General features: G+C 69.0%; 19 protein-coding genes. 5 read left to right on the forward strand and 14 right to left on the reverse strand.

The genetic code is table 11. From position 1 onward, the window contains the following. Positions 1–576: 576 nt before the first annotated feature. Positions 577–1,764 (reverse strand): FAD-dependent monooxygenase, encoded by a 1,188-nt coding sequence (locus LPC10_RS23295; protein WP_231344611.1) that lies wholly within the window; start codon positions 1,762–1,764, stop codon positions 577–579. 491 nt (positions 1,765–2,255) lie between these two features. Here LPC10_RS23295 and LPC10_RS23300 point away from each other — a divergent pair, with 491 nt between their 5' ends. Continuing rightward, positions 2,256–3,281 (forward strand): patatin-like phospholipase family protein, encoded by a 1,026-nt coding sequence (locus LPC10_RS23300; RefSeq protein ID WP_231344612.1) that lies wholly within the window; start codon positions 2,256–2,258, stop codon positions 3,279–3,281. Positions 3,282–3,375: 94 nt separating this feature from the next. Here the strand turns inward: LPC10_RS23300 and modC are convergent, their stop codons facing one another. Continuing rightward, the gene (modC, locus tag LPC10_RS23305; RefSeq protein ID WP_231344613.1) at positions 3,376–4,470 is read right to left on the reverse strand and encodes a molybdenum ABC transporter ATP-binding protein; all 1,095 of its coding nucleotides are present in this window, start codon (positions 4,468–4,470) and stop codon (positions 3,376–3,378) included. A 124-nt stretch (positions 4,471–4,594) separates the two neighbouring features. Between modC and LPC10_RS23310 the strand changes: the two genes are divergently transcribed. Beyond that, a complete protein-coding gene (locus LPC10_RS23310) occupies positions 4,595–5,251 on the forward strand; it encodes a glutathione S-transferase (RefSeq protein WP_231344614.1) in 657 nt (218 codons plus the stop codon). Between the two features lie 62 nt (positions 5,252–5,313). Here the strand turns inward: LPC10_RS23310 and LPC10_RS23315 are convergent, their stop codons facing one another. The 9 genes from LPC10_RS23315 to LPC10_RS23355 all read right to left on the reverse strand — a co-directional run bounded on the left by LPC10_RS23315 (position 5,314) and on the right by LPC10_RS23355 (position 11,363). Further along, positions 5,314–5,598 (reverse strand): hypothetical protein, encoded by a 285-nt coding sequence (locus LPC10_RS23315; protein WP_231344615.1) that lies wholly within the window; start codon positions 5,596–5,598, stop codon positions 5,314–5,316. 113 nt (positions 5,599–5,711) lie between these two features. Then, complete coding sequence (locus tag LPC10_RS23320; protein ID WP_231344616.1) at positions 5,712–6,005, reverse strand: hypothetical protein; 294 nt, start codon at positions 6,003–6,005, stop codon at positions 5,712–5,714. Between the two features lie 417 nt (positions 6,006–6,422). Beyond that, positions 6,423–7,136, reverse strand: a complete 714-nt coding sequence (gene modB, locus LPC10_RS23325) for a molybdate ABC transporter permease subunit (RefSeq protein ID WP_231344617.1) — start codon at positions 7,134–7,136, stop codon at positions 6,423–6,425. A gap of 183 nt (positions 7,137–7,319) precedes the next feature. Further along, on the reverse strand, positions 7,320–7,562 hold the full coding sequence (locus tag LPC10_RS23330; RefSeq protein WP_108942353.1) for a BrnA antitoxin family protein: 243 nt from the start codon (positions 7,560–7,562) through the stop codon (positions 7,320–7,322). Positions 7,563–7,567: 5 nt separating this feature from the next. Further along, positions 7,568–7,801, reverse strand: coding sequence for a hypothetical protein (locus LPC10_RS23335; RefSeq protein WP_003605770.1), 234 nt, complete (start codon positions 7,799–7,801; stop codon positions 7,568–7,570). Positions 7,802–8,045: 244 nt separating this feature from the next. Next, positions 8,046–8,264, reverse strand: coding sequence for a hypothetical protein (locus LPC10_RS23340; protein ID WP_231344618.1), 219 nt, complete (start codon positions 8,262–8,264; stop codon positions 8,046–8,048). A 109-nt stretch (positions 8,265–8,373) separates the two neighbouring features. Then, complete coding sequence (locus LPC10_RS23345; protein ID WP_231344619.1) at positions 8,374–8,886, reverse strand: GAF domain-containing protein; 513 nt, start codon at positions 8,884–8,886, stop codon at positions 8,374–8,376. Positions 8,887–8,998: 112 nt separating this feature from the next. Next, entirely contained in the window at positions 8,999–10,339 is a 1,341-nt protein-coding gene (locus LPC10_RS23350; RefSeq protein WP_231344620.1) for a lipopolysaccharide biosynthesis protein, read from the reverse strand. A gap of 25 nt (positions 10,340–10,364) precedes the next feature. Further along, the gene (locus tag LPC10_RS23355; RefSeq protein ID WP_231344621.1) at positions 10,365–11,363 is read right to left on the reverse strand and encodes a lipid II:glycine glycyltransferase FemX; all 999 of its coding nucleotides are present in this window, start codon (positions 11,361–11,363) and stop codon (positions 10,365–10,367) included. A 203-nt stretch (positions 11,364–11,566) separates the two neighbouring features. Here LPC10_RS23355 and LPC10_RS23360 point away from each other — a divergent pair, with 203 nt between their 5' ends. From LPC10_RS23360 to LPC10_RS23370, 3 genes are all read left to right on the forward strand, one after another. Further along, complete coding sequence (locus tag LPC10_RS23360) at positions 11,567–12,421, forward strand: polysaccharide deacetylase family protein (RefSeq protein ID WP_231344622.1); 855 nt, start codon at positions 11,567–11,569, stop codon at positions 12,419–12,421. A 76-nt stretch (positions 12,422–12,497) separates the two neighbouring features. Next, positions 12,498–13,664, forward strand: coding sequence for a glycosyltransferase family 4 protein (locus LPC10_RS23365; protein WP_231344623.1), 1,167 nt, complete (start codon positions 12,498–12,500; stop codon positions 13,662–13,664). Between the two features lie 411 nt (positions 13,665–14,075). Then, positions 14,076–14,594, forward strand: coding sequence for a hypothetical protein (locus LPC10_RS23370; protein WP_370644745.1), 519 nt, complete (start codon positions 14,076–14,078; stop codon positions 14,592–14,594). A gap of 118 nt (positions 14,595–14,712) precedes the next feature. On the opposite strand, the gene LPC10_RS23375 is transcribed toward LPC10_RS23370, so the two are convergent. From LPC10_RS23375 to LPC10_RS23385, 3 genes are all read right to left on the reverse strand, one after another. Further along, complete coding sequence (locus LPC10_RS23375; protein WP_231344625.1) at positions 14,713–16,767, reverse strand: right-handed parallel beta-helix repeat-containing protein; 2,055 nt, start codon at positions 16,765–16,767, stop codon at positions 14,713–14,715. Further along, on the reverse strand, positions 16,764–18,866 hold the full coding sequence (locus tag LPC10_RS23380; RefSeq protein WP_231344626.1) for an exopolysaccharide transport family protein: 2,103 nt from the start codon (positions 18,864–18,866) through the stop codon (positions 16,764–16,766). Before LPC10_RS23380 ends, LPC10_RS23375 begins: the two co-directional genes overlap by 4 nt. Before the next feature lie 207 nt (positions 18,867–19,073). Continuing rightward, positions 19,074–20,444 carry an O-antigen ligase gene (locus LPC10_RS23385; RefSeq protein WP_231344627.1) on the reverse strand — a complete coding sequence of 457 codons (1,371 nt, stop codon included), beginning with the start codon at positions 20,442–20,444 and terminating at the stop codon, positions 19,074–19,076. Positions 20,445–20,527: the final 83 nt, after the last annotated feature.

Raw genomic sequence — 20,527 nt, forward strand, 5'->3', positions numbered from 1 at the left:
AAAAGACGATGCAAGAACAACGATCTAGAGCATCGTCCCGAGAGACGGATGTCCGCCGCCGAACCGTCTGACCTGATCCGGCGTTAAGGCTCCCCAGGACTGATCCGGTCTTCGCTTCATCAAAGCGGGGATCGGATCGGCAAGCCCGCGCGGCGCTTGAGCGAAGGCCAAATCCGCCATCCCGAAGGGATCAACCGGATTTGGCATGAGGATCCGAGGATTGATCGATGTGGAGCTGGCGGATCATGGATCGGGCGCCCCGTGATGGCCGCTGGATCATCGCCATCAACCGGCGCGAGCCAGACCGTCGAGCCGTCATCCGCTGGGATCCAAGCCGTTTCGGAGACAGCGAGCCCTGGCGGGTCGCCTCGTGCGACCACGGCTACGCGACGGACGCTTTCACGGACTGGATGCCCTTCCCACCTTGGCCGGCTGAGGGTGAATGAGTGTCTCTCACAAAACTCCCGCCTCACTATCCTCGCCAGAGCGAGAACGGTCGGTGAGCGGGAGTTCCCATGAGGCACTCTAAGAGCGCCCCATGGGAACTCCCGGTCGCCGCCCCTTGTCGCTCCGGCGTCAACGGCGGGGCATTCCCGGTTCGGCTCCGGAGAGGTCGCGGTTGGCTTTTGATCCGAACGGGCGCCCCGGTCCGCCGATCCGAGCGGGCGGTGAGGCCGTGCGACCGGTCAGCCTGGTATAATGACCCCGTAGATACAGGTAGGTTCTCGCAGGCATCCGCTTCAGCAAACGAGAGCGCCGCGCGAGCAGAAGCGTGAAGAAAGTGGGTGCGCTGTAGCGGATGTAGCGTGGAAGGTTCTCGAACCATTCCGCACTCAAGCGCGCATCCCGTTGCAAGCGCGCGAGTGCGCGGCGGCGCCGATGGTTGAACGCGTTTAGAGCGCGGGGAAGACTGTCGTGCTCGCCCAAGGCCGATGCGAGTGCGATCGCGTCGTCGATGGCGAGACGCGTTCCCGAACCGATCGTGAAATGTGTCGTGTGGGCGGCGTCGCCGATCAGCACCACATTGTCCGCGTGCCACCTTCGGTTAACCAGCGTGCGGAAGCTCAGCCACGGCAGTGTGTCGCCCTGGCCGTCTCGCCTGATGAGTTCGTGGCCATCGAGATGCTGGGCGAAGAGGCCTTCCAGTGTCCGCAACTCGTCATCCGCGCGCATCGTGCCGAGACCGAGCCCGTTCCACGTCTCCGGTGCGCATTCCACGATGAAGGTACTCGCTCCCTCTTTGAAGGAGTAGGCGTGAAACCAGACCCATCCGGCGCTGGTCGGAACGAATCCGAACGTGAAGGACGGAAATGGTCGGGTCGTTGCGAGCCAGATGTATTTGTTGCGTCCGGCTTCGATCTGCGGCCGGAACCGATCCGCGCGGTGGCGGCGCAACTGACTCGCGACACCGTCCGCCGCCACGATGAGGTCGGCGTCGGCGATCTGATCCAGCTCGCGGATCTCGCTCTCGAACCGCACCTCGACGCCGAGCGCGATCGCCCGCTCGACCAAGATCTGCAGGAGGCGACGACGGCATATGCCGTAGCCCCCGCCAGCATCGTAGATCGGCGCCTGCCCCTCGACGTCAACCACTTGCCCGGACCAGGGAACCGCCTGGTCCGCGATCGCCTGCGCGCTAACCGGATCGTTGGACCGCAATGTGGTAAGAAGATCGTCCCAGAAGACGACGCCCCACCCATGGGTCGTTCCCGCCGGGTTTCGCTCGTGAATGACGATCTCATGGTCCGGGTTGCGCCGTTTCATCACGATTGCGAAATACAATCCGGCAGGCCCAGCGCCGACACAAGAGATCTTCACTGACAATCTCCATCTAATATGATCTATAGATCATTGAATGAGACGATTTGAATTTTTGCGGGATTTAATATTTTCTTCTGAGAATTTGCGCCAATATCAGCTCTTCCTGCATCGATATGGACGCAGGCGGCTTCGTGAAGGATGCGGCATACCGATGACCATCCTGTGTGACGGTGCCGCCGTGGCAGCACGACGAAACCTGGTGACGAGAGCGTGAGATGAACCACCTCGGCGCACAACGTCGATTGTGGATGGTGGACGTAATCCTAAGGAGCCGCGCCCGCCTCTTCGTCTGCTGAGGTGGATGACGGGTGGGTGCGGGTTGTGCGCCGCCCCTCCCCCTTCGTGCATCGCAAGCCGCGCCTGCCGGGTTGCCCCACACGAGACCGGCCGCACATGCCGGGTCCCGACCGGGAAAACAAAGGTCCGCACGGCACATGGAACTGACGTCCCCTACCCGCGACATCGCGCTCGTCTTCGGCGGCGGCAACGCGCTCGGCGCCTACCATGCCGGGGCCTTCGAAGTTCTGCAGGCCCGCGGCCTCCGGCCGGACTGGATGGTGGGGGCATCCATGGGAGCGATCACCGGGGCGATCATCGCCGGCAACGCGCCCGAGGACCGGATCGAGCGGCTCCACCGGTTCTGGAACGAGGCGACCCTGCAGACCGGCCTCTCCGGCACAGACCTCCTCAAGCCGCGCCAGTACTACAACGCCCTCCACTCGCTCCTGACGCTGGCCTGGGGACGGCCGAGCATCTTCACGCATCGCTATCCCGGCCTGTGGTCGGCGCTGCCCTGGGTGCCCAACGACGTCGCCCTGTTCGATCACAGGCCGCTTCTCGACACGCTGCGACGCCTCGTTGATTTCGATCGCCTGAATCGGGCCGAGATCCGGCTCACCATCGCCTGCATCGATGTGGCGACCGGCGAGGAAGTGTTCTTCGACAACACCCGCCAGACGATCCGGCCCGAGCACATCCTGGCGAGTGCGGCCCTGCTGCCGGCCTTTCCGCCGGTCGAGATCGATGGGCGGCTGCTGTGCGATGCCGGCTACACCAACAATCTGCCGCTCGATCCGCTGTTCGAGCCCGAGCCGGCCCGCGATCGGCTCTGTATCGCCCTCGACCTGTTCTCCCTGCGGGCCGACCCGCCGCGCTCGCTCGACGCGGTGCTGGAACGGGCCAACGACCTCATCTTCGCCAGCGCCGCCCGGCGCGCGGTCTCGGGACTCGCGCGCAGCTACGCCCTGCGCGAACGGCTCGATCCGGACGGACCGGTGGCGACCTTGCTGCACCTCGTCTACCGGGCCGGCGCCGACCAGCTCGCCTCGAAGAGCTTCGACTTCTCGCCCTCCTCGATCCGCGACCGCTGGCAGGCGGGCGGGCGCGACATGGAGCGGGGACTCGATCACCTCGCGGCCGCGCCGCTGGGCTCCGGCCGCTTCCGCTACACCTGTCCATGATGCTCCGGGCGGCCACGCCATGCCGAGGGGCATGGTCGGATCAGTCAATGCCGGTTGTCGGCCCGACCGCCCGGCGCATCCTCTCGCACGTCGTCTAGATCTCGATCCGTCCGCTTCCCGGCGCGCCTCCCGCATCGAGGGCCACGCTCTTCACGATGGCGAAGACCGGACGCCCGATCGTGAGACCCAGGTCGCGGGCGGAGGCGCGGGTGAGGCGGGCAGCCAGCGTCGCCTCTCCGCAGGTCACCTCGACGAGGCAGGCCGTCCCCTCCTCCCGCATGGAGAGGATATGGCCCGGCAGGACGTTGCGGGCACTCAAGGTCTCGGGCCGGGCCAGCGCCAGCAGCACGTCGCGGGCGGGCACCCGCAGGTTGAGGCGGCGGCCCGCGGGGGCGTCGATCAGCGGCAGGTCGAGGGGGCCGGCGGGGCCGATCACGCGCGTCAGGCCGGCTGCGGGATCGTGGCGCTCGACCTGCATGGCGAGCACGCTGCCGGCTTCCGCGCCGTCGGGGATCAGGTCGGGCCGGCGCAGCACGGCATCGACCGGGCCGCTCGCCGCCACGCGGCCGGCCTCCAGCACCACCACGGTGGAGGCGAGGCGCGCCACCTCCGCCACCGCGTGGCTGACATAGACGATCGGCAGGCCCGCCTCGTCGCGCAGCCGCTCGATATAGGGCAGGATCTCGCGCTTGCGGGCCTCGTCGAGAGCCGAGAGCGGCTCGTCCATCAGCAGCAGCCGTGGACGCGCCAGCAGGGCCCGGCCGATCGCCACCCGCTGCCGCTCGCCCCCCGACAGACCGGCCGGCCGCCGCTCCAGCAGCGGGGCGATGCCGAGCAGGTCCGCCACCGCCTCGAGGCTCGGGCCGCCCGCGCCGCGGGAGAAGAAGCGGCCGAAGTGCAGGTTCTGCCGCACGCTGAGATGCGGCATCAGCCGGGCTTCCTGAAACACGCAGCCGATCCGCCGCCGATGCACCGGCACGCGGATGCCGCGCGCCGTATCGAGCAGCACCGTGCCGTCGGCAACGATGCGTCCGCGCTGCGGCTGGGCCAACCCGGCGATCAGGTCGATCACGGTGGTCTTGCCCGAGCCCGAGCGTCCGAACAGGGCGGTGAGCCCGGCGCCCGCGCTGAAGGCGACGTCGAGCGCGAAGCCGCCGCGGCGGAGGGAAACGTCGACGTCGATGGTCATCGGGCCTCGACTGGGAAACCTTCCTGGAAACCGCTTTGGCGCTTCTCAGCAAAACCGCCGCGGAGACAAGGGGCGCGATGGGCGTTCTGGCGCGTTGTCGGCGCAGGACCAACCAAGGCGCATAATGATCACCGTCCACCATCTGGAGAACAGCCGCTCGCAGCGGGTGCTGTGGCTGCTCGAGGAACTCGGGCTCGACTACACCGTGAAGCGCTACGCGCGCGATCCCGCGACGATGCTGGCACCGCGCGCGCTTCGGGCGGTGCATCCGCTGGGCAAGTCGCCGCTGATCGAGATCGACGAGCGGGTGGTGGCGGAGACCGGTGCCATCGTCGAATGCCTCACCGCCCATGCCGGCGGTGCCCTGACCCCTGCGCCGGGCACGCCGGAGCGGGACCGCTACACCTACTTCCTGCATTACGCGGAGGGTTCGGCGATGCCGCCGCTCCTGCTCAAGCTCGTGTTCTCGCGGCTCGCACCCGGCAGCCCCGCGCTGCTGCGTCCGCTGGTGCGCGCGATCGCGGAGAAGGTGACCGGCGGCTTCGTCGATCCGGAGCTGCGCCGCCACGCCGCCTATTGGGAGAACGAGCTCGCCGAGCGGACGTATTTCTGCGGCGGGGCCTTCACCGCCGCCGACATCATGATGAGCTTTCCGCTTGAAGCCTTCGCCGCCCGCGGGACGGGCGCGGGGCCGCGGGTGACGGAGTGGCTGGCCCGCATCCACGCGCGGCCCGCCTATGGGCGCGCGCTGGAGCGGGGCGGGCCCTATGCCTACGCCTGAGGCGCGCAGGGCACCGGCCGCACCGAACGGATCCCCGCGGGATCGGCCTCACCCGGCCCGGCTCAACAGCCGACGCAGATGTCCTTCATGAGAAAGCTGTCCTTGAACTGAAGGCCGAGCTTCTGCTCGGGCTCACCGCGCGTCTGTGAGTCCAAGGGGCGGGGGCGAGGCATGACCCTTCCCGTCGGGGCCACGTGCGGGGCGGTGATCGTCGTCTCCGGGCCGCCGCCCGTGCCGGTTTGGGCCGGGTGGTTCATGGCACTCGCCGTCGTGTTCGAGATCAGGCCGATCGATCCGGCGAGTGCGATCTTGGCGAGTGTGATCTTGGCGAGTGTGATCTTGGACAATCTTGTTCCGCTCACGCTTCGCCTCCCTTGTCGATGTGTGGTTTGTTTTCCGGAATTGTGCGCGATGTCTGATGCGGTCGCGTCTTCCGCCGATGGGATCCCGAACCGTGCTGTCAGCGGGTTCCGGGCAGATAGCAGATCAACGGGTTTGCTCGGCCGCCGCCACTTTGATGGCTCTTCGCGTGGCCGATGGAGCCGGTCATATCCTGCGTCGGGTTTCCGCCGGGACGTTTCACGACGATGTCGCAAGCGGTCCGGTTGGGATCGCCGGGGCCCTGGAGATCCAGCGTGCGCCGGGCCGCCGCCGATGTCGGCAGCAGGACAGGTGCGACGGCCACGAGCAGGGTCAGGGCATAAATCCATCCGCGAGGCAAAGAATGTCTCCTGAATTGCAGGGCATAGCCCATGCATAAGTCATATTGCTGAAATATACGTCTGGTTTTTCTCTCCAAGTGCGAAAGAACACATCCGAACAAGTGCGATAAAATTGCGCATAGTTTAAAATTTAATCGGGATTAAATCTCTTCATCAATCATTGTAATCGATAAGTGTGTTGGATTGTCTCGGAAGGATGGCTGCCGGTGCTCGGGCGCGGAGGGGCGGCGCGGGAGCTCACTCTTCGGTCCTGCTTCAGGCCGGTGGATCGTTTCGGATCGATCTCACGCCGTCATCGCGCGGCGAGACCGAACCGATGACCGGCCGCGGTATGACGGAAACAGGAAGCGCGCCGATCGGGCGGAGGTCGGATCACACGGTGTGGTGCGCGCCGGGAAGCTTCGATGCCTTGCCGGGAAGAGGGCGGCCCTTCGATGGCAGGCTGCCGCTCAGCGCCCTGCCCCGATACGCCGGCTCATGCGCCGCGCCAGCGCCTCCGAGGCCACGAGCGCCACCATCGAGACTGCGACCGAGATCAGCGTGAGGCGTAGCGCCCCCGCCTCCCCGCCCGGCACCTGGGTAAGCGTATAGATCGCCGACGGCAGGGTCTGGGTCTCGCCGGGGATGTTGGAGACGAAGGTGATGGTCGCGCCGAACTCGCCCATCGCCTTGGCGAAGGCGAGCATTGCACCCGCGAGGATGCCGGGCAGGCTCAGCGGCAGGGTCACGCTCAGGAACACCAGCGGCGGCGCGGCGCCCAGCGTTGCCGCCGCCTGTTCAAGGCGCCGGTCCACCGCCTCGATCGACAGGCGCATCGCCCGCACCATCAGCGGGAAGCCCATCACCGCGCAGGCGAGCGCCGCGCCGGTCCAGCGGAACGAGAAGACGATGCCGATCTCGGCGAGCCACGCCCCGAACACGCCGCGCCGGCCGAAGGCGAGCAGCAGCAGGTAGCCCGTCACCACCGGCGGCAAGATCAGCGGAAGGTGGACGAGGCCGTCGAGCAGGGCGTGACCGGGAAAGCGCCGCCGCGCCAGCAGCCACGCCGCCAGCAGGCCCAGCGGCAGGCTCGCCAGCGTCGCCACCGTGGCGACGCGCAGGGACAACAGCAGCGCCGTCGTCTCGTCGGGGCTGAGGCCGAGCCAGTCCGAAGGGCCGCTCACGGTGCCCTCCCCGGACGGGCCGGCGGGGCAGGCGCGACTAGAGCGTCGTCCCGAAAGGTGGCCGCCGGCTTCCGGAAAAAGACGATGCAAAAGCAAGAGGCGAGAGCATCGTGGTGGATCCGATATCCAGCACGATGCTTTCGCCGGGCACGACCATCCGGCCGCACCCTCACGGGCCCCGCCTCACAATCCGGCGGCGGCCTTGAGGGCGGCGTTGATGCGGTCCTGCCAGCCGGGGCCGTCCTTCTGGAAATGCTCCAGCACGGCCCGGTCGATGCGGAGCGACACGGTCTCGCGCGTGCCGGGGATCACCGGCGCCCTGGGCGCCTCCGGCGCGGCCTCGGGGGCCTTTCGCGTCACGGCACGGAAGGCGGCCTCGGCCGCTTGGCGCGGGTCGCTCGGGCGGCGGGTGCGGTCGATCGCCATCGGGCTCAGGCCGTCGCCTTCTTGCGGCCGCGCTTGGGCGCAGGCGGGTTGGCGGCCCGCTCCGCGGCCTCCTCGGCTTCCTTGGCGAGGCGCAGGGCCCGCAGGCGCACGGTGCGCTCGTCCACGGCTTTGACCGCGGCCAGATGCTCGGCCATCGCCTGCTGTCCCTCGCGGGCCATGCGCTCGGCCCGCTCGGCGCGCTCCGCGGCGCGGGTCTTGGCGTCGATGTCGTCGCTCATGAAAAATCTTTCGACGAGAACTCGCGCCGCATGAAATCCCGGCGGCGGCGCGCGGCGTCCCGACGCGGACAGGATCGGGCGTGGGACGGCAGAAGAACCCCGAGCGGGATCGTCAGGGATTCCTGCCTTAAGACTTAGCACGAAAGCGCCGGCAAAGACCAATTCAGCCCGAGCGGGGCAGGTTTTCCCCCGGTCTTCGCGGCAGGCTCCGGCAATCGAGGGGGCGGCCGCGGCCTGCTTCCGCTCAATCCCGGTCGGCGCGCCGCAGGGACCAGTGCAGGACGCCCTGCGCATCGACGAGCCACAGGGCGTTCGCCCGCTCGTCCTTGGTCGAGAGATCCTGCATGTTGGCGAGGCGGACGGCGTCGGCGGGATTGTCGGCCGTGATCGCCTCCTCGAACAGCGTCGGCCCGATCTGGCCATCGGCCGCGCGGTGGGCGCCCCTGAGCACGAAAACCGGCATGCCTGCCCCCCAGCATCCTCTCGATCGACGCTGCATAGCCTCGGCTGCCCCGTCGGTCACGATGAATCGATGTACGGACCGGACCCGTGCCTGCGGCGCCGGCCTGCGGTTAGGAGGCAGCCGGCTCGGTGCTGCGCTTCCCCTCTAGGCGGGCGAGGGCGGCGGTGGCCTGACAGGCCAGGGCTTCGAGGCGCGCCACCGTGGCGGTGTCGAGCCAGACCATGGCGCACCAGTAGGCGCCGAGCGCGGCCACCGGCTCGGGCGTGCCGATCGGAACCATCACGAGGCTTCGGATCGCCTTGTAGGCGTAGGCGTCGCTCGGGATGCGGGGATCGATGCCGATGTCCGGGATGACGGCCGTCTCCCGGTTCTGCATCGCCCAGCCCGAGATGCAGGCATCGAGCGAGAATCGGGATCCCTTCCACAGCGGCTCGATCGCGTCCTCGGCGACGTAGGCGCAGACGTCATTCTCGCGCAGCACGACGGCAATCCCGTCGGAGCCCGCGATCCGACGCCCCGTCCGCTCAAGGATGGACACGACGTCGTCGAGAGAGCTGGCCTCGGCCATGAGCTCGGCGGTCCGCATCAGGTGCGGGTCGGCCCGGGAACGCTCATCAAACATGAATGCAGCGTAAGGGTTTTGTCATGCCGCGTACAGGCGGCCCTCCGCGGTCGCGCACCGTTCCGAGCCCGGTTCGGGCGGCCGAGAGGGCGGCCATCGCCGCCGTATTGGTTCAGGAACGGGTCGGAAGCCGGGGCGAGCGCCCCCAGCGGGCGAGCGCGGGACGCGCCGAGCGCGATGGCCGCCAAGCCGCGATCACGAGGTAGATGAGGGAGGCCAAGTGCCCGGCTCCCACCGCCGCCGCCGCGCCGCTGACGCCGCTGACGCGCATCAGCGGGACCACCACGGCGAGCGATACGACCATGCTCACGCAGAGCGACTCGAACAGCACTCGGGTGTTCTGCTTGGCGCGGAAGTAATTCGCGGTGAGGTCCCGAGCCAGGACGATCACGACACTGACCGAGAGGATGCGCAGGCAGGTCGCGTAGGCCGCGTACTCCGCCCCGAAGATCAGCCGCAGCCACATCTCGCCGGGAACGGCGAGAAGGGCCAGGATCGCGACGATCGGCACGCCGAGCCTCACGCCCGTGCGCAGCAGGTACGACCGAAGGGCCGCCTCTCCGCCCTCCGCATGGGCGCGCGCCGCGGCCACCGGCAACACGTTCTCCGTGGCGGCCAGCAGCAGCAGCACCGTTCCGACGAGGTATTGCGCCGCCCGCAGGCCGCCGAGTTCCTCCAGGCCGAGGGTCGAGCCGGCCATCAGCCAGATGAGCTGTTCCTGCACGAAGGTGACGAAGACGATGGGCAGGAGCCAGCGCGCGAGCGGGATGTGACGCCGCGTGACGGTGCCGGCCTGGATGCAGCCGGGCCGGCGCAGGATCGGCCGTCCGAACGCGACGACGAACGGCAGACAGGTGGCGAACGCGGTCGCGGCGAGCAGCCAGACGAAGCCGTTGCCGCCGACGATGTCGTGCCTCAGCCAGATCAGCAGGGCGACGAGGGGAAAGCTCGCGGCCCGGGCGGAATCCATGATCAGGGCCTGCACGCCCCGGCCCTTGGCAAACAGCAGGCGGCGCAGGGTGAACTGGAGGTTCTGCGCCAGCATCAGGGCGCAGGCCGCGAGCAGCGTTTCGCCCGACATCCCGGCAATCAGGAGGGCGCCCACCACGAAGACGGCGCCGGGCAGGCAGAGCAGGAAGGCGCCCGCGAGGATGGTCGCGCCGTAGGCCGCCGAGACGCCGCTAAGGGCGCCGACGAGCGTCATCATCGGCGCGGTGATGAGCGCGTTGTGCAGGGCCTGGGCGAAGCCGAGCACGATCAGGATCATCGCGAAATGCCCGAACTCGGCGATCCCGAGCAGCCGGGCGGCGGCGATGCCGCTCACGAAGCCGAAACCGCTGACGACGCCCTGGTCGGCCAGGGCGACGAGCGCGGCCGGCGGATGCCGGACGAGGCCGGCGGCACGCCGGATGAAGCCGGTGGGCCGGGAGGACGCGGTCGGGGCGTCGGTCATCGCCGATCTCCTGCGCCTGGCCCCGTCATCGCGTGGCCAGGACGGCTGTCGCGGCGCGGCGCAGCAACCGGGTCCGGCTGTAGAGCCAGAGCGGGTTGGCCGCGACGACGTTGCGGCTGACCCCGCGCTTGAACTCGTAGACGCCCGGATTGCCGGCCGGGTCGATGCCGCCGAGATCGAGCACCGAAGCGCCCTCGCGCCGGGCCCGCTCGATCAGCCGCCACAGCGCGAGACGGCCGGCCCCGGTCGCCTTCGCCCGCGCGTTCGAGGCGACGTAGAAGTCCGTCCAGCGATTCGCCGTCCGGTGGACGATCCGCACCAGGATCGGTTCGTTCCGCTCGCGCATCTCGAGGAGGAGAAGGTTCGGGTCGTTGGCGGCCAGATCGCGGAAGGCCTCGGTGTCGAGGCTGTTGCGGAAGCCCTTGCGCCGTTTCAGGGCGGCATAGAGGCGGCTGAAGGTCTCGAAGGCGGCCAGCCGCTCCGCCGGGCCGGTCGGATACGCGGTCGCGAGGTCGGGATTGCTCTCGGCGGTCCTGAGCTCCTCGCGCCAGCGGCCCTCCATGCGGGCGCGGATCTGATCCAAGTCTCGGGTGAGATCGAGTTCGAGCGTATGCGTCCGCGTGGTCACGACCGGCGCAAATCCGTGGCTGAGCAGGGCCAGCAATGCGGCCTGCGACTGGAGCTGCTGATAGTTCACGCCGAGCAGATCGAAACGCCCGAGGTCGAGATGATCGAGGAGAACGCGGAACACAGCGTCCGCCCGCCTCTCTCCGAGCGGTGTCAGAATCGGGCAGCCCTGTGCCAGCACGATGTGGCCGAGCGCGCGGCGGCGGCGCTGCACCTGCGCGTAGGCGAGCGCCTGCCCGTCGCCGGCGCGGATCGAGAGCCGCCGCACATCCCAGCCGATGCGGCGCTTGTACTCGCCCCAACGGCGCGACGCGTAGATGTTGGCACTGGGCTGCTGCCAGATTGCCGTGTCCCATTCGGGATCGTCCGTCACATCGACGACCGTCGCCTGCCCCACCCTGATGCCCCTCGCGTGCCGGAATTTCCCAGATCGGGACGATCCATGGCCTGCCCCGTGCTGCGGAGCAAGCGACGAGCCATGCTGACCTTATCAATAGTGAAACTAAGTGGGCAGATTAACCACGGTATTTGGGGGAGATTTATACAGGTGCTGTCAGAACATTTTCGTGATAGGCGCGTGCTTCGCAGGACGGAGCCGGGATGAAACACTGGGTCAAGACGACGTTGCGCCGGGTACCGGCTCTGCGTGCGCTCGCCCTGCGCGGCACGGCCCTGTTCACATCCCTGGCCCATGCGGAGCCTGGCCTTTACACCCTGTGCTACCATCAGGTGCCGGAAGCCGAGCAGGATCACTTCGCCGCGCAACTGCGCCATCTCGGCCGGCACGGCGACTTCATCGATGCCGACAGCGCAGCCGACCGTCTCGCCGCGGGATGGCCAGCCGGTGAGCGCGCCTTCCTGATCACCTTCGACGACGGCTACGCCGACACCTTCGAGGTGGCGCGGCCGGTTCTGAAAGCCCTGGGCGTTCCCGGCATCGTCTTCCTCGTCAGCGACTGGATCGATGCGCCGCCCTCGACCCCGCCCGGTCTCGATCGGGTGACGTCCCTGGCCCCGAGCGGACGCCTCTACATGAACCGGGCCGAGGTGGCGGCCTGGTGCGCCGACGGCCTCGACATCGGATCGCACACCGCCACCCATCACCGCCTGAGCCGGCTCGGCCGCGATCGGGTTGCCGACGAGATCGCCCGCTCGCGGTGCGAACTGGCCGCCCTCACCGGCCGGGAGATCCACCATTTCGCATGCCCCTGGGGCGTGGCCGGCCACGATTTCGACCCGGCCCTCGATCCGGCGCTCGCGCTGGAGGGCGGCTACCGGACGTTCTTCACCACCCGGCGCGGTCGGGCGCTCGGTGCCGCCGATCTTCCCCTGCTGCCCCGCCACGTGGTCGAGCCGCATTGGCCGATCTCGCATTTCGAGGCCCTGATGGGCGGTCGCAAGACGGGATGGCGGGCGACGGGGCCGGCACAGCGAAGAGCGGCAGGAACGGCTTGAGAAGATTTCGGAGCTATCGCTGGTGACGGGCGCCGGACCCTTCACGCCCGCAGCGCCCGACCCGAGGTCCCCGCCCATGCAAGCCGGTGCCAGGCCGTCCGACATCGTCTCCGATGCGCCCGGTCCGCCCCCGGTCGTCGTCGTGACCGGGGCGCTCGCGCCCTACACCCACGTGCTCTACGAGCGTCTGGCGGAGCGTCTGGCCGATCGGGACGGTCGGGCCCTGCATGTCCTGTCCTGCACGCCGCGTGAGCGTGCGCGGCAATGGGTGATGCCGCCGCCGCTCCACTACCGGCACACAGTGCTGCCGGGCCTGCGCTGGCACCGCTCCTCGATCCGCAACCTCTACGTCAATCCGGCGGTGGTGCCGCGGCTCACCGCGCTCCGGCCGGCGGCCCTGGTCCTCAACGATTTCTCGCCGACCATGCTGATGGCGGCCGCCGCCGCGCGCCTGCGGCGCATCCCGACCCTGATCCGCACCGACGGCGTGCCCGAGACCGATCCCGGCCAGGGTTCCGCCCCGCATCGCTGGCTGCGCCGCGCCATCGTGTCCGGGGCCGCCGCCGGGATCGGGCCGAGCGCGGGCAGCGGTGCCGTGCTGGCCCGCTACGGGCTGCCACCCGAACGCTTCGTCCTCAGTCCGCTCTTTCCGGCCTGGACGCCGCCCGCCCCGCCGCCGCCGGATTCGGCCCGGCCCTACGACCTCCTGTTCTGCGGCATGCTGAACGAGGAGGTGAAGGGCGCTCGCTTCTTCACCGACGTGGTGCTCGGCTGCCGCGAGCGCGGCCGGCCCCTGTCGGTCCGGGTCGCGGGCGACGGGCCGTTGCGGCCCGAGATGGAGGCGCGCTTCGTCCAGGCCGGCCTCTCCGCCCGGTTCGACGGATTCCTCGGTCAGGAGGCGTTGCCCGAGGTCTACGCCTCGGCGCGGCTCTTCCTGTTCCCGAGCCGCGGCGACGTGTGGGGGATCGTGGTGCAGGAGGCGCTCCAGAGCGGCACGCCGGTGCTGGCCTCGCCCCATTCCGGCGCGGCAAGCGGCCTGCTCGAAGCCCATGGCTGCGGCGCGGTGCGGCCGATGATCGTGGCGGATTGGATCGCGGCGACCCTGCAACTCCTCGATGACGACGGCCGCCGCCAGGGGCTGCGGCGCGCGGCGGAGCGCGCCCTCCCGCACTTCACGGCGGAAGCGGCCGTGACGGGCTATATCGATGCCCTCGAACCGTTCCTTGCGGGCAGAACCGGATGACGATGCGGATGCTGTCTGCGGGATGCGAATCCGGTCGCCACCGCATTGGCTGAAGAAGCAGTTTTCGATCGGTGATCAAGATAGCCGGCGCAAAAAATCTGCACTCGAGGACGCAGATAGTTGAGGCGGCGGGCTCGATGGCAATAGAGGGAAGGGTCTGAGCCTTGCGATGAGACGAATTTGCACACTAATAGTCGAGGTATTGAGCTAGGATCTTCTAATTTGCAGAAACAAGCATAGATCAGATTTGTGATATTTTTACAACATTTTGCTGGAAGGCAAACGTGGCTATTTTATCCTTAAAAAATTGACTTGCTTCGGCTGAATATCCTGAACGATTGTGTTTTTGCGGATCATACCTAGCCCGCATGTATCCGCTGCGCCTCCATGTCTCGCTGGAAGCTTTTCAAAATGGATATTATCAAGAAGATGCGGTGGGAGCGTCCGATTGATTTTGATCGCTCCGAGTCTCAAAATATGGCCACCCTATCTCAAGATCTTTCGAAACCGGCCGATAGCCTGACGAGCATTCTGCGCCTCGTTCAGACGGATACCGATGCGGGCGTATCGGTTCCGGTCGCGGCGCCCTCGTCTTCGCAGGACTGGGCGAACCTGATCGATCGTGTGCGGGCGGCGGCTCACCGGACCCGCGAGGTCGAAGCGCAGGCTCAGGAGCAGGAGCAACGGGTGCACGAACTGCTGGAGCGCGTTCGCGAGGACATCAAGCTCGCCAGCGAACGGGTCCGGACCGCCGAGACCAAGGCGGCCACCGTGCAGGCCCAGGCCGAGCAGCGCATCCGCGCCGCGGAGGAGCGGGCGGAGGCCGCCGAGGAGCGCGCACGCATCGCCGAGGACTGGCTGAAGCAGGTCCACGAGGCCATCGTCAACGAGTTTTCCATTCTGACCGAAGCACCGTCCAAGGTGGCTTGAGCTCCTTTCGACCGGCTTCCTCGGTATCGGCTCATCTCACTTCCGCGCCTCGGAAAGACGGATCGCTGAACTGAGCCGATCCGCCGGAAACGGCGTGAGGCAGGCGCGCGGAAGTCTGTCAGCGGCGCGCATCCGTGAACGGCGAGGCCGGCAACCCATCGCGCCGCAGGGCCCGCGGATCGAGCCCGAGCGTCACACCGCGTGCGGCGGCGAAGCGGACCAGCGCATCGAGGTCGCCGGATGGCGGGGGCGGGCCATCGAGGCGGGTGTTGAACAGGATGATCTGCCGGCTCGCATCCGCCATGTCGGTGAGGGCGAGCCCGTCGCTGGCGATGGCGACGTTGTCGACGATCTGGTTGTTGCGGGCGACACCCGGCTCGTCGGACAGCGCCTGCGAAAGCCTTGGATAGCGCATCCGCCAGGGCGGCGAGTCGAGCGGCATCGCGGCAAACGCGGTGCGGAACTCCGAATCGGGCTCGTTCAGCGCCGGCTTCATCCAGGTGAGGCCCCGCGCATCGAGGGCCACGATCGGGCTCGATGCGACGAAGACGTTGCGCGTGACGATGTTGTCGCTGCCGCCGCCGATGAAGACCGGCTGCTGGACATCGACGAACAGGTTGCGCCGGATGGTGAAACCGCTCGCCATGTCGTCGAGGTAGACGCCCTTCACCTCCATCCCCGGCACGGTGCGGATGTCGTGGACGTAGTTGTCCTCAATGATCGAGCCGCGGGCGGTGAAGTCGCGGCCGGCATAGATCGCACCGGTGTCGCTCAGGCCGTGGATGAGCCAAGCCACTTCGTTGCGGCGGACAACGTGATCGTTGCCGCGTAGGTAGACCGCGTAGCCGATCGCGTCGGTGATGAGGTTCCCACTCGCCTCCGCGCCGACGCCGTCGAGTTCGATCGCCGAACTCTGGGTCTGGGCCAGCCGCGAGAAGCGGGTGAAGCGGGAATCGCGCACGAACAGGCCGCCCGGCCGCAAGGAGGCGCGGTCGCCGCCGACGAGGCGGACCGCGCTCGCGCCGATGTCGTGAATGGCGCTACCAGAGACGCCACCTCCGGCGACGCCTTCGAACACCGCCGCGCGGCCCGCTGCCCAGGCCAGCGCGCTCGCCCGGATCTCGATATCTTCCCCGCCTCGCGCGACGAACAGGTCACCGCGGGCGCGCTCCAGTCTGAGACGCTCGATGCGCAGGTGGCGGGCGCCCTCCGCCCGAATCAGCGTCTCCGCGAGGCTCGCTTCCAGTTCAGCCGCGCCGGCAGAGGGCCAAGCGAGAAGCAGGCCGCTCTCGCTCTCGCGCCACCACTCGCCGGCCTCGTCGAGGGCGCCCAGCGCATGGACCACCCGCATCCGCGCCCCCTCGCGGATGCCCTCGTAGGGCGGGACGTCGAGTTCGAGCCGGCGGCGGCGCTGATCGACCTGCGCGACGTGGATCGTCTCCAGAAGCCAGTCCCAGCGCCAGAAGCCCTCCACCCACAGGTCGCGCTCCTGCGACAGGTCTGGCAGGCCCGGCACGTCCCTTAGAGTGAAGTCCAGGCCGCCGGCCGCGACGCCGGCCACTGTCGTCCACCCGGTGTTCGGCCCGGGATCAGGGCCCGGATTCGGCCATTGCGCCGGGCGCAGGGCCCCCCCCGCATCGAAGATCTCGGTGACCCGCGGATGCGTCTCGCGCAGAAGACGCGGCGCGCGGAAGGCCGGCTCCCGGCGCAGAGCCTCGGGCAGGCGGTAGGCCCGCACCCTCTCGCGCGCGACCGCGGGCAGTCGCTCGCGCAGGCGCGGCGGCAACGTGGCAGGGACCAGGGGTACGCTGCCGACGAGCCGGCTTGATCCGTCGGCCGCGCCGCGCAGGGTCAGCGACGCCCCGGCTGTACCGGAATGTTCGGGGCCGATCCGTACGGGCGCGGTAATCCGATGCGTGCCGGGCTCCAGCTCCACGACGATCGCGCGTGCCTCCCCCTGCCGTCGCAGGGCCGCCGCGCGGGCCAGGGCCTGCGGCAGATCGGCGAAGCGGTCCTTCCGGCCCGTTCCGGCTGCTCCCGTGGGCGCGACCTGCAGAACCACGGGCGCCTTCGTCTCGCCGGCCCGGCCCGGCGCGGCCGAGCCGAGGACGAGCACACCGGCGAACAGGGCCGCGCGGAACGCCGCCACCGTCCGGTGCGGCTCAGGGCTCACGCCTCGGCCTCCGCGTCGGTGATCACGAGCTGTACCCGCCGGTCGCGGCCGGTGGCGTCGAGGGCCCGCTGCAGCCGGCGGACGGCGCTGCTCTTGGCGCTCGCCGTAAGCAACAGGGCGGGGAAGCGCTGGTCCTGGGCGAGACGCTCGGCGGCAATGTCGGTGCCGATCAGCCCGATATCCACGAAGACCGTGTTGAAGGACGCCGCCGTTGCCAGGAGCGCGCCGGTATAGGCCGCGGTGCCGAGGCTCAGGGCCGCGTCGTCGAAGGGCAGGATCTTGACCCCGGTCGGGCCGTCCACCAGCGCGTCGCCGAGCCCCGATTGCGTGCGCAGCGCCTCGGCGACGCCGCGTTTGGCCGTTGCCCGTAGATCGCGCGAGATCATCGCCTCCGGATCGGCATCGACAAGAAGCACGCGCTGGCCGTCGAGGGCAGCCGAGGCGGCGAGGCTGCGCGCCAGCTCCGACTTGCCGGCCCGGTCGTCGGCGGAAGTGACGAGGACGAGCGTCGGACGTGCGGCGCCGAAATCGCGCTGGAGTCGGCTGCCGAGGCGGGCCACGGCCAGGTCGTAGGCGGTGTCGGCCCGCAGCGCCCCGGTGCCCCTGCCCTGCGTCCTGGCTCGCGCCTGGGCCGGCAGGGCGGCGATGACCGGGACCCCCGCGATCTGCTGGAGCCGGCGGCGCGAGCCGATCCGTCCCGCGGCGGGAACGGCGAGGAGGGCGAGCGCGACGCCGAGGCCGAGACCGGCCGCCGCCGCCGCGGCGAAGATCACCGGGATCGGAGGGCCGAGCCGGCGCTCCGGCAGCGAGGCCGGCGAGATGATGCGCGAGGTCGAGGTGTCGAGGCGCTGCTGCTCCTGAAGCTCGCGGGCGCGGACGAGGAAGGCCTCGTAGACCGCGCGGCTCGCCTCGACCTGCCGCTCCAGCTCGCGCAGGCGCACGAAGCTCCTGTCGACGGACAGAGCCTCCTTCTTGCGGCTCTCCAGGGTGGCGGCGAGCGACGCCTCGTTGGCGAGCGCCGAGCGGTAGTCGTTGCGGGTGGCCGCAGCGATGCGCCGGATCTCGGCGTTGATGTCGTTGCGCAGGGTCTGGACCTGCAACTCGCCGGTGCGCAGGGTCGGGTGGCGCGGCCCGAGCTGGGAGACCGTGTCGGCCCGTGCCGCCTCGATCTGGGCAAGCTGCGAGCGCAGCTGCGCGATGGTCGTGGACTGGACGATCTCGGTCACCGAGTTGAGGTCGGCCCGCCCGTTGGCGACCGCCTCGATCTGGGCAAGACGGCCGCGCAGCTCGCCGGCTCGGGCGCGGGCGGCGCCGAGCTGCTGGTTGAGCTGGGTCAACGCCTGTTCGCTGACGAGCTGGCCGCGGGTCCCGACGAGGTTGTTGGCCGCGCGGAACTTCTGCGCCTTGTCCTCGGCCGCGCGCAGGTCGTCCTGCAACTCGCCGAGCCGGCCTGCCACCGAATCGCCGGCCTTGCGCGTCACCTGTGCCTGCGCCTGCGAGACGGTCGCGAGGTAGGTCTCGGCGATCGCCCGGGCGAGATCGGCGGATTTCTGGCGCGCATCGGTGGTGACGGCGAGTTCGACCACGAAGCTGCGCTCCAGGCGGCGCGCCGCGGTGCGCTCACGCAGGGTGCGCAGGGCCGTGAGCCCGTCGTCCGAGGGACCGCCGGCGACACCGATCAGCGCGGACAGGCTCCCCTTGAGCCGATCCAGCAGCGAAGAGGGACGAACGAAGTCCGGGTCCTGATCGAGCTTAAAGCGGCTCACCACCTGCCGCAGCACGTCGTCGGAGACGAGGACGCGGAGCTGGCTGTCCACGAGGAGCAAGCTCGCGTCGCTCGCCTGATCCGCGGGTGTCACGCCGTCCTTGACCACTTGGAGCCCGCGCGGGTCGATCAGGATCTGCGTCACGGCGGCGTAGAGCGGCGGCACCAGGGCGAGCCACGCCACCGCCGCCACGACGAGCAGGACCGCCGGCGCCAGCACGAGCGCCCAGCGCGCGCGCAAAGCCCGCCCGATCTCCCGCGGATCGAGGAACCAGGGTTCCGGCGTCGCGTCGGGCTTGCCCGGCTCGGCGTCGACGAACAATCGCGAAGGCATCCGCTCGACCATCGTCATCGCAGGACTTTCGACCAAAGGGCGGATGCGGGCGAAACCGGCCCGCAGGGATCGATCCGGTCCGCAGCCTCCGTCCCGGAGCGGACCATTCGAAGATGATCCGTCCTGGTTCGGGACACCGGTCGCGGGCCGAGTGTCGAGTCAGGGCTCATGCTTCAAGATGCGCGCCATGAGGGCGCGAAGCGGAGGTCATGCGGCAGCAGCCCGGCGAAGATCGAGAGGGGCGGCCTCGGGTGCCGGCGCGGCCGCACCCGCCGGCTCACGGTGCAGGGCGCCGATGCGGGCATAGGCCAGCAGGGCCACGAAGGTCAGGACGTTGATGTTCCAGTCCTGGAAGATGCCCGGCGTGGTCATGCCGTTGAGGATCAGGAAGAACACGCAGGTGGCGATCAGGCGGCGCCCGGCGCGGTCGAGCTTCATCCCCCAGCGGAGCGCGGCTCCCAGCACCATCGCGCACAGGCCGATCCCGACCAGGCCGGTACCGGCCCAGGCGCTCAGCAGCATGTTGTGCGAACTCGAGATGAACACCGCGTCCCGCGCCAGCGTCTCGGCCAGCGCCGTGGTCGGGATCAGGAGCTGGATGAAGCGGTCGCCGGCCGCGTAGCCGGCACCCACGAAGCGGTCCTTGGTCGCCTCGATGAAGACCGGCCAGAAGGTGCCGCGGCCGGTGGCGTCGGCGAGTTCCTCCGGCGGCTTCTGCAGCACCACCGACACCACCTCGAGCAAGCCGGGGAAGGCGGAGAGGCCGACCATCAGCACGACGAACAGGACGAGATAGACGGTGAAGGCGGTGTAGCCGAGGAGGCGCAGGCGGCGGTGGCGTGACGCCACCATCAGGCCGGGCACCACCGCGATGAGCGAGGCGGTGCTCGCGGCCGAACCGGCGATGACGAAGCCGGCCAGGGCGAGCGCGAGATGGGCGCCCCGGTGCCGGATGCGGTCGTCGAAGATGACGAGGAAGGCGTGCGCGGCGCACAGATAGGGCATCAGGTTGTGCTTGGCCGACGAGAAGACGATCCCGTGCGCGAGGTTTTCGAGGATAATCGGCAAGGTCGCGACCAGCCAAAGACAGGTGAACAGCGCGAAGAGGTTGGCCAGACGCCGCTCGATGTCGCTGCGGTCGAAGATCAGGATCGAGAGGAGGGTGAAGATCGCCAGTTCGAGCGTGCGGTAGGCGGTGTAGCTCGGTACGACCGACCATGCGGTGCTGATGCCGTTCACGACGATCATCAGCGTGAACGGAAGGTACGGCATCGAGAAGGCCACCAGCAGCACGCGCCGGTCGACCGCGATGCGGGCAACGAGATAGAGCCCGGCCAGGCCGGTCATGACGACGAGGGCGATGTTGGAGGCGGTGAGCCCTTGATCCAGCACGGCGTTCCCGTCCTCCCGCGGGACGGTGAACACGAGTGGCAGCAGCGCGAAGATCGACATCAGCGCGAACGGAACGGCGATGGGACCATCCAGCGGTCCCATCCGGGTCTGCAGGCGGTGGCGCACCAGCGGATAGAGCAGCGCGAACCAGACCACCACGGCGACGACCAAGAGGAGGTTCAGCATTCCGGCGGTTCCATGGAATGTTTCCTCAAAAGGCTCCTCCGGTGGTCTTCTCGGTCCGGCCGGACGGGGAGTAAGCCGATCGC

The organism is Methylorubrum sp. B1-46, assembly GCF_021117295.1.
Taxonomy (GTDB): Bacteria; Pseudomonadota; Alphaproteobacteria; order Rhizobiales; family Beijerinckiaceae; genus Methylobacterium.

Bases quoted from the DNA above. Each gene is read 5' to 3' on its own strand.
- LPC10_RS23295 (WP_231344611.1), bottom strand. From the start codon at position 1,764: ATGAAACGGCGCAACCCGGACCATGAGATCGTCATTCACGAGCGAAAC.
- LPC10_RS23310 (WP_231344614.1), top strand. From the start codon at position 4,595: ATGATCACCGTCCACCATCTGGAGAACAGCCGCTCGCAGCGGGTGCTG.
- LPC10_RS23330 (WP_108942353.1), bottom strand. From the start codon at position 7,562: ATGGCGATCGACCGCACCCGCCGCCCGAGCGACCCGCGCCAAGCGGCC.
- LPC10_RS23360 (WP_231344622.1), top strand. From the start codon at position 11,567: ATGAAACACTGGGTCAAGACGACGTTGCGCCGGGTACCGGCTCTGCGT.
- LPC10_RS23345 (WP_231344619.1), bottom strand. From the start codon at position 8,886: ATGTTTGATGAGCGTTCCCGGGCCGACCCGCACCTGATGCGGACCGCC.
- modC (WP_231344613.1), bottom strand. From the start codon at position 4,470: ATGACCATCGACGTCGACGTTTCCCTCCGCCGCGGCGGCTTCGCGCTC.
- LPC10_RS23380 (WP_231344626.1), bottom strand. From the start codon at position 18,866: ATGCCTTCGCGATTGTTCGTCGACGCCGAGCCGGGCAAGCCCGACGCG.
- LPC10_RS23320 (WP_231344616.1), bottom strand. From the start codon at position 6,005: ATGGGCTATGCCCTGCAATTCAGGAGACATTCTTTGCCTCGCGGATGG.
- LPC10_RS23340 (WP_231344618.1), bottom strand. From the start codon at position 8,264: ATGCCGGTTTTCGTGCTCAGGGGCGCCCACCGCGCGGCCGATGGCCAG.
- LPC10_RS23300 (WP_231344612.1), top strand. From the start codon at position 2,256: ATGGAACTGACGTCCCCTACCCGCGACATCGCGCTCGTCTTCGGCGGC.
- LPC10_RS23335 (WP_003605770.1), bottom strand. From the start codon at position 7,801: ATGAGCGACGACATCGACGCCAAGACCCGCGCCGCGGAGCGCGCCGAG.
- LPC10_RS23370 (WP_370644745.1), top strand. From the start codon at position 14,076: ATGGATATTATCAAGAAGATGCGGTGGGAGCGTCCGATTGATTTTGAT.
- LPC10_RS23385 (WP_231344627.1), bottom strand. From the start codon at position 20,444: ATGCTGAACCTCCTCTTGGTCGTCGCCGTGGTGGTCTGGTTCGCGCTG.
- LPC10_RS23365 (WP_231344623.1), top strand. From the start codon at position 12,498: ATGCAAGCCGGTGCCAGGCCGTCCGACATCGTCTCCGATGCGCCCGGT.
- LPC10_RS23350 (WP_231344620.1), bottom strand. From the start codon at position 10,339: ATGACCGACGCCCCGACCGCGTCCTCCCGGCCCACCGGCTTCATCCGG.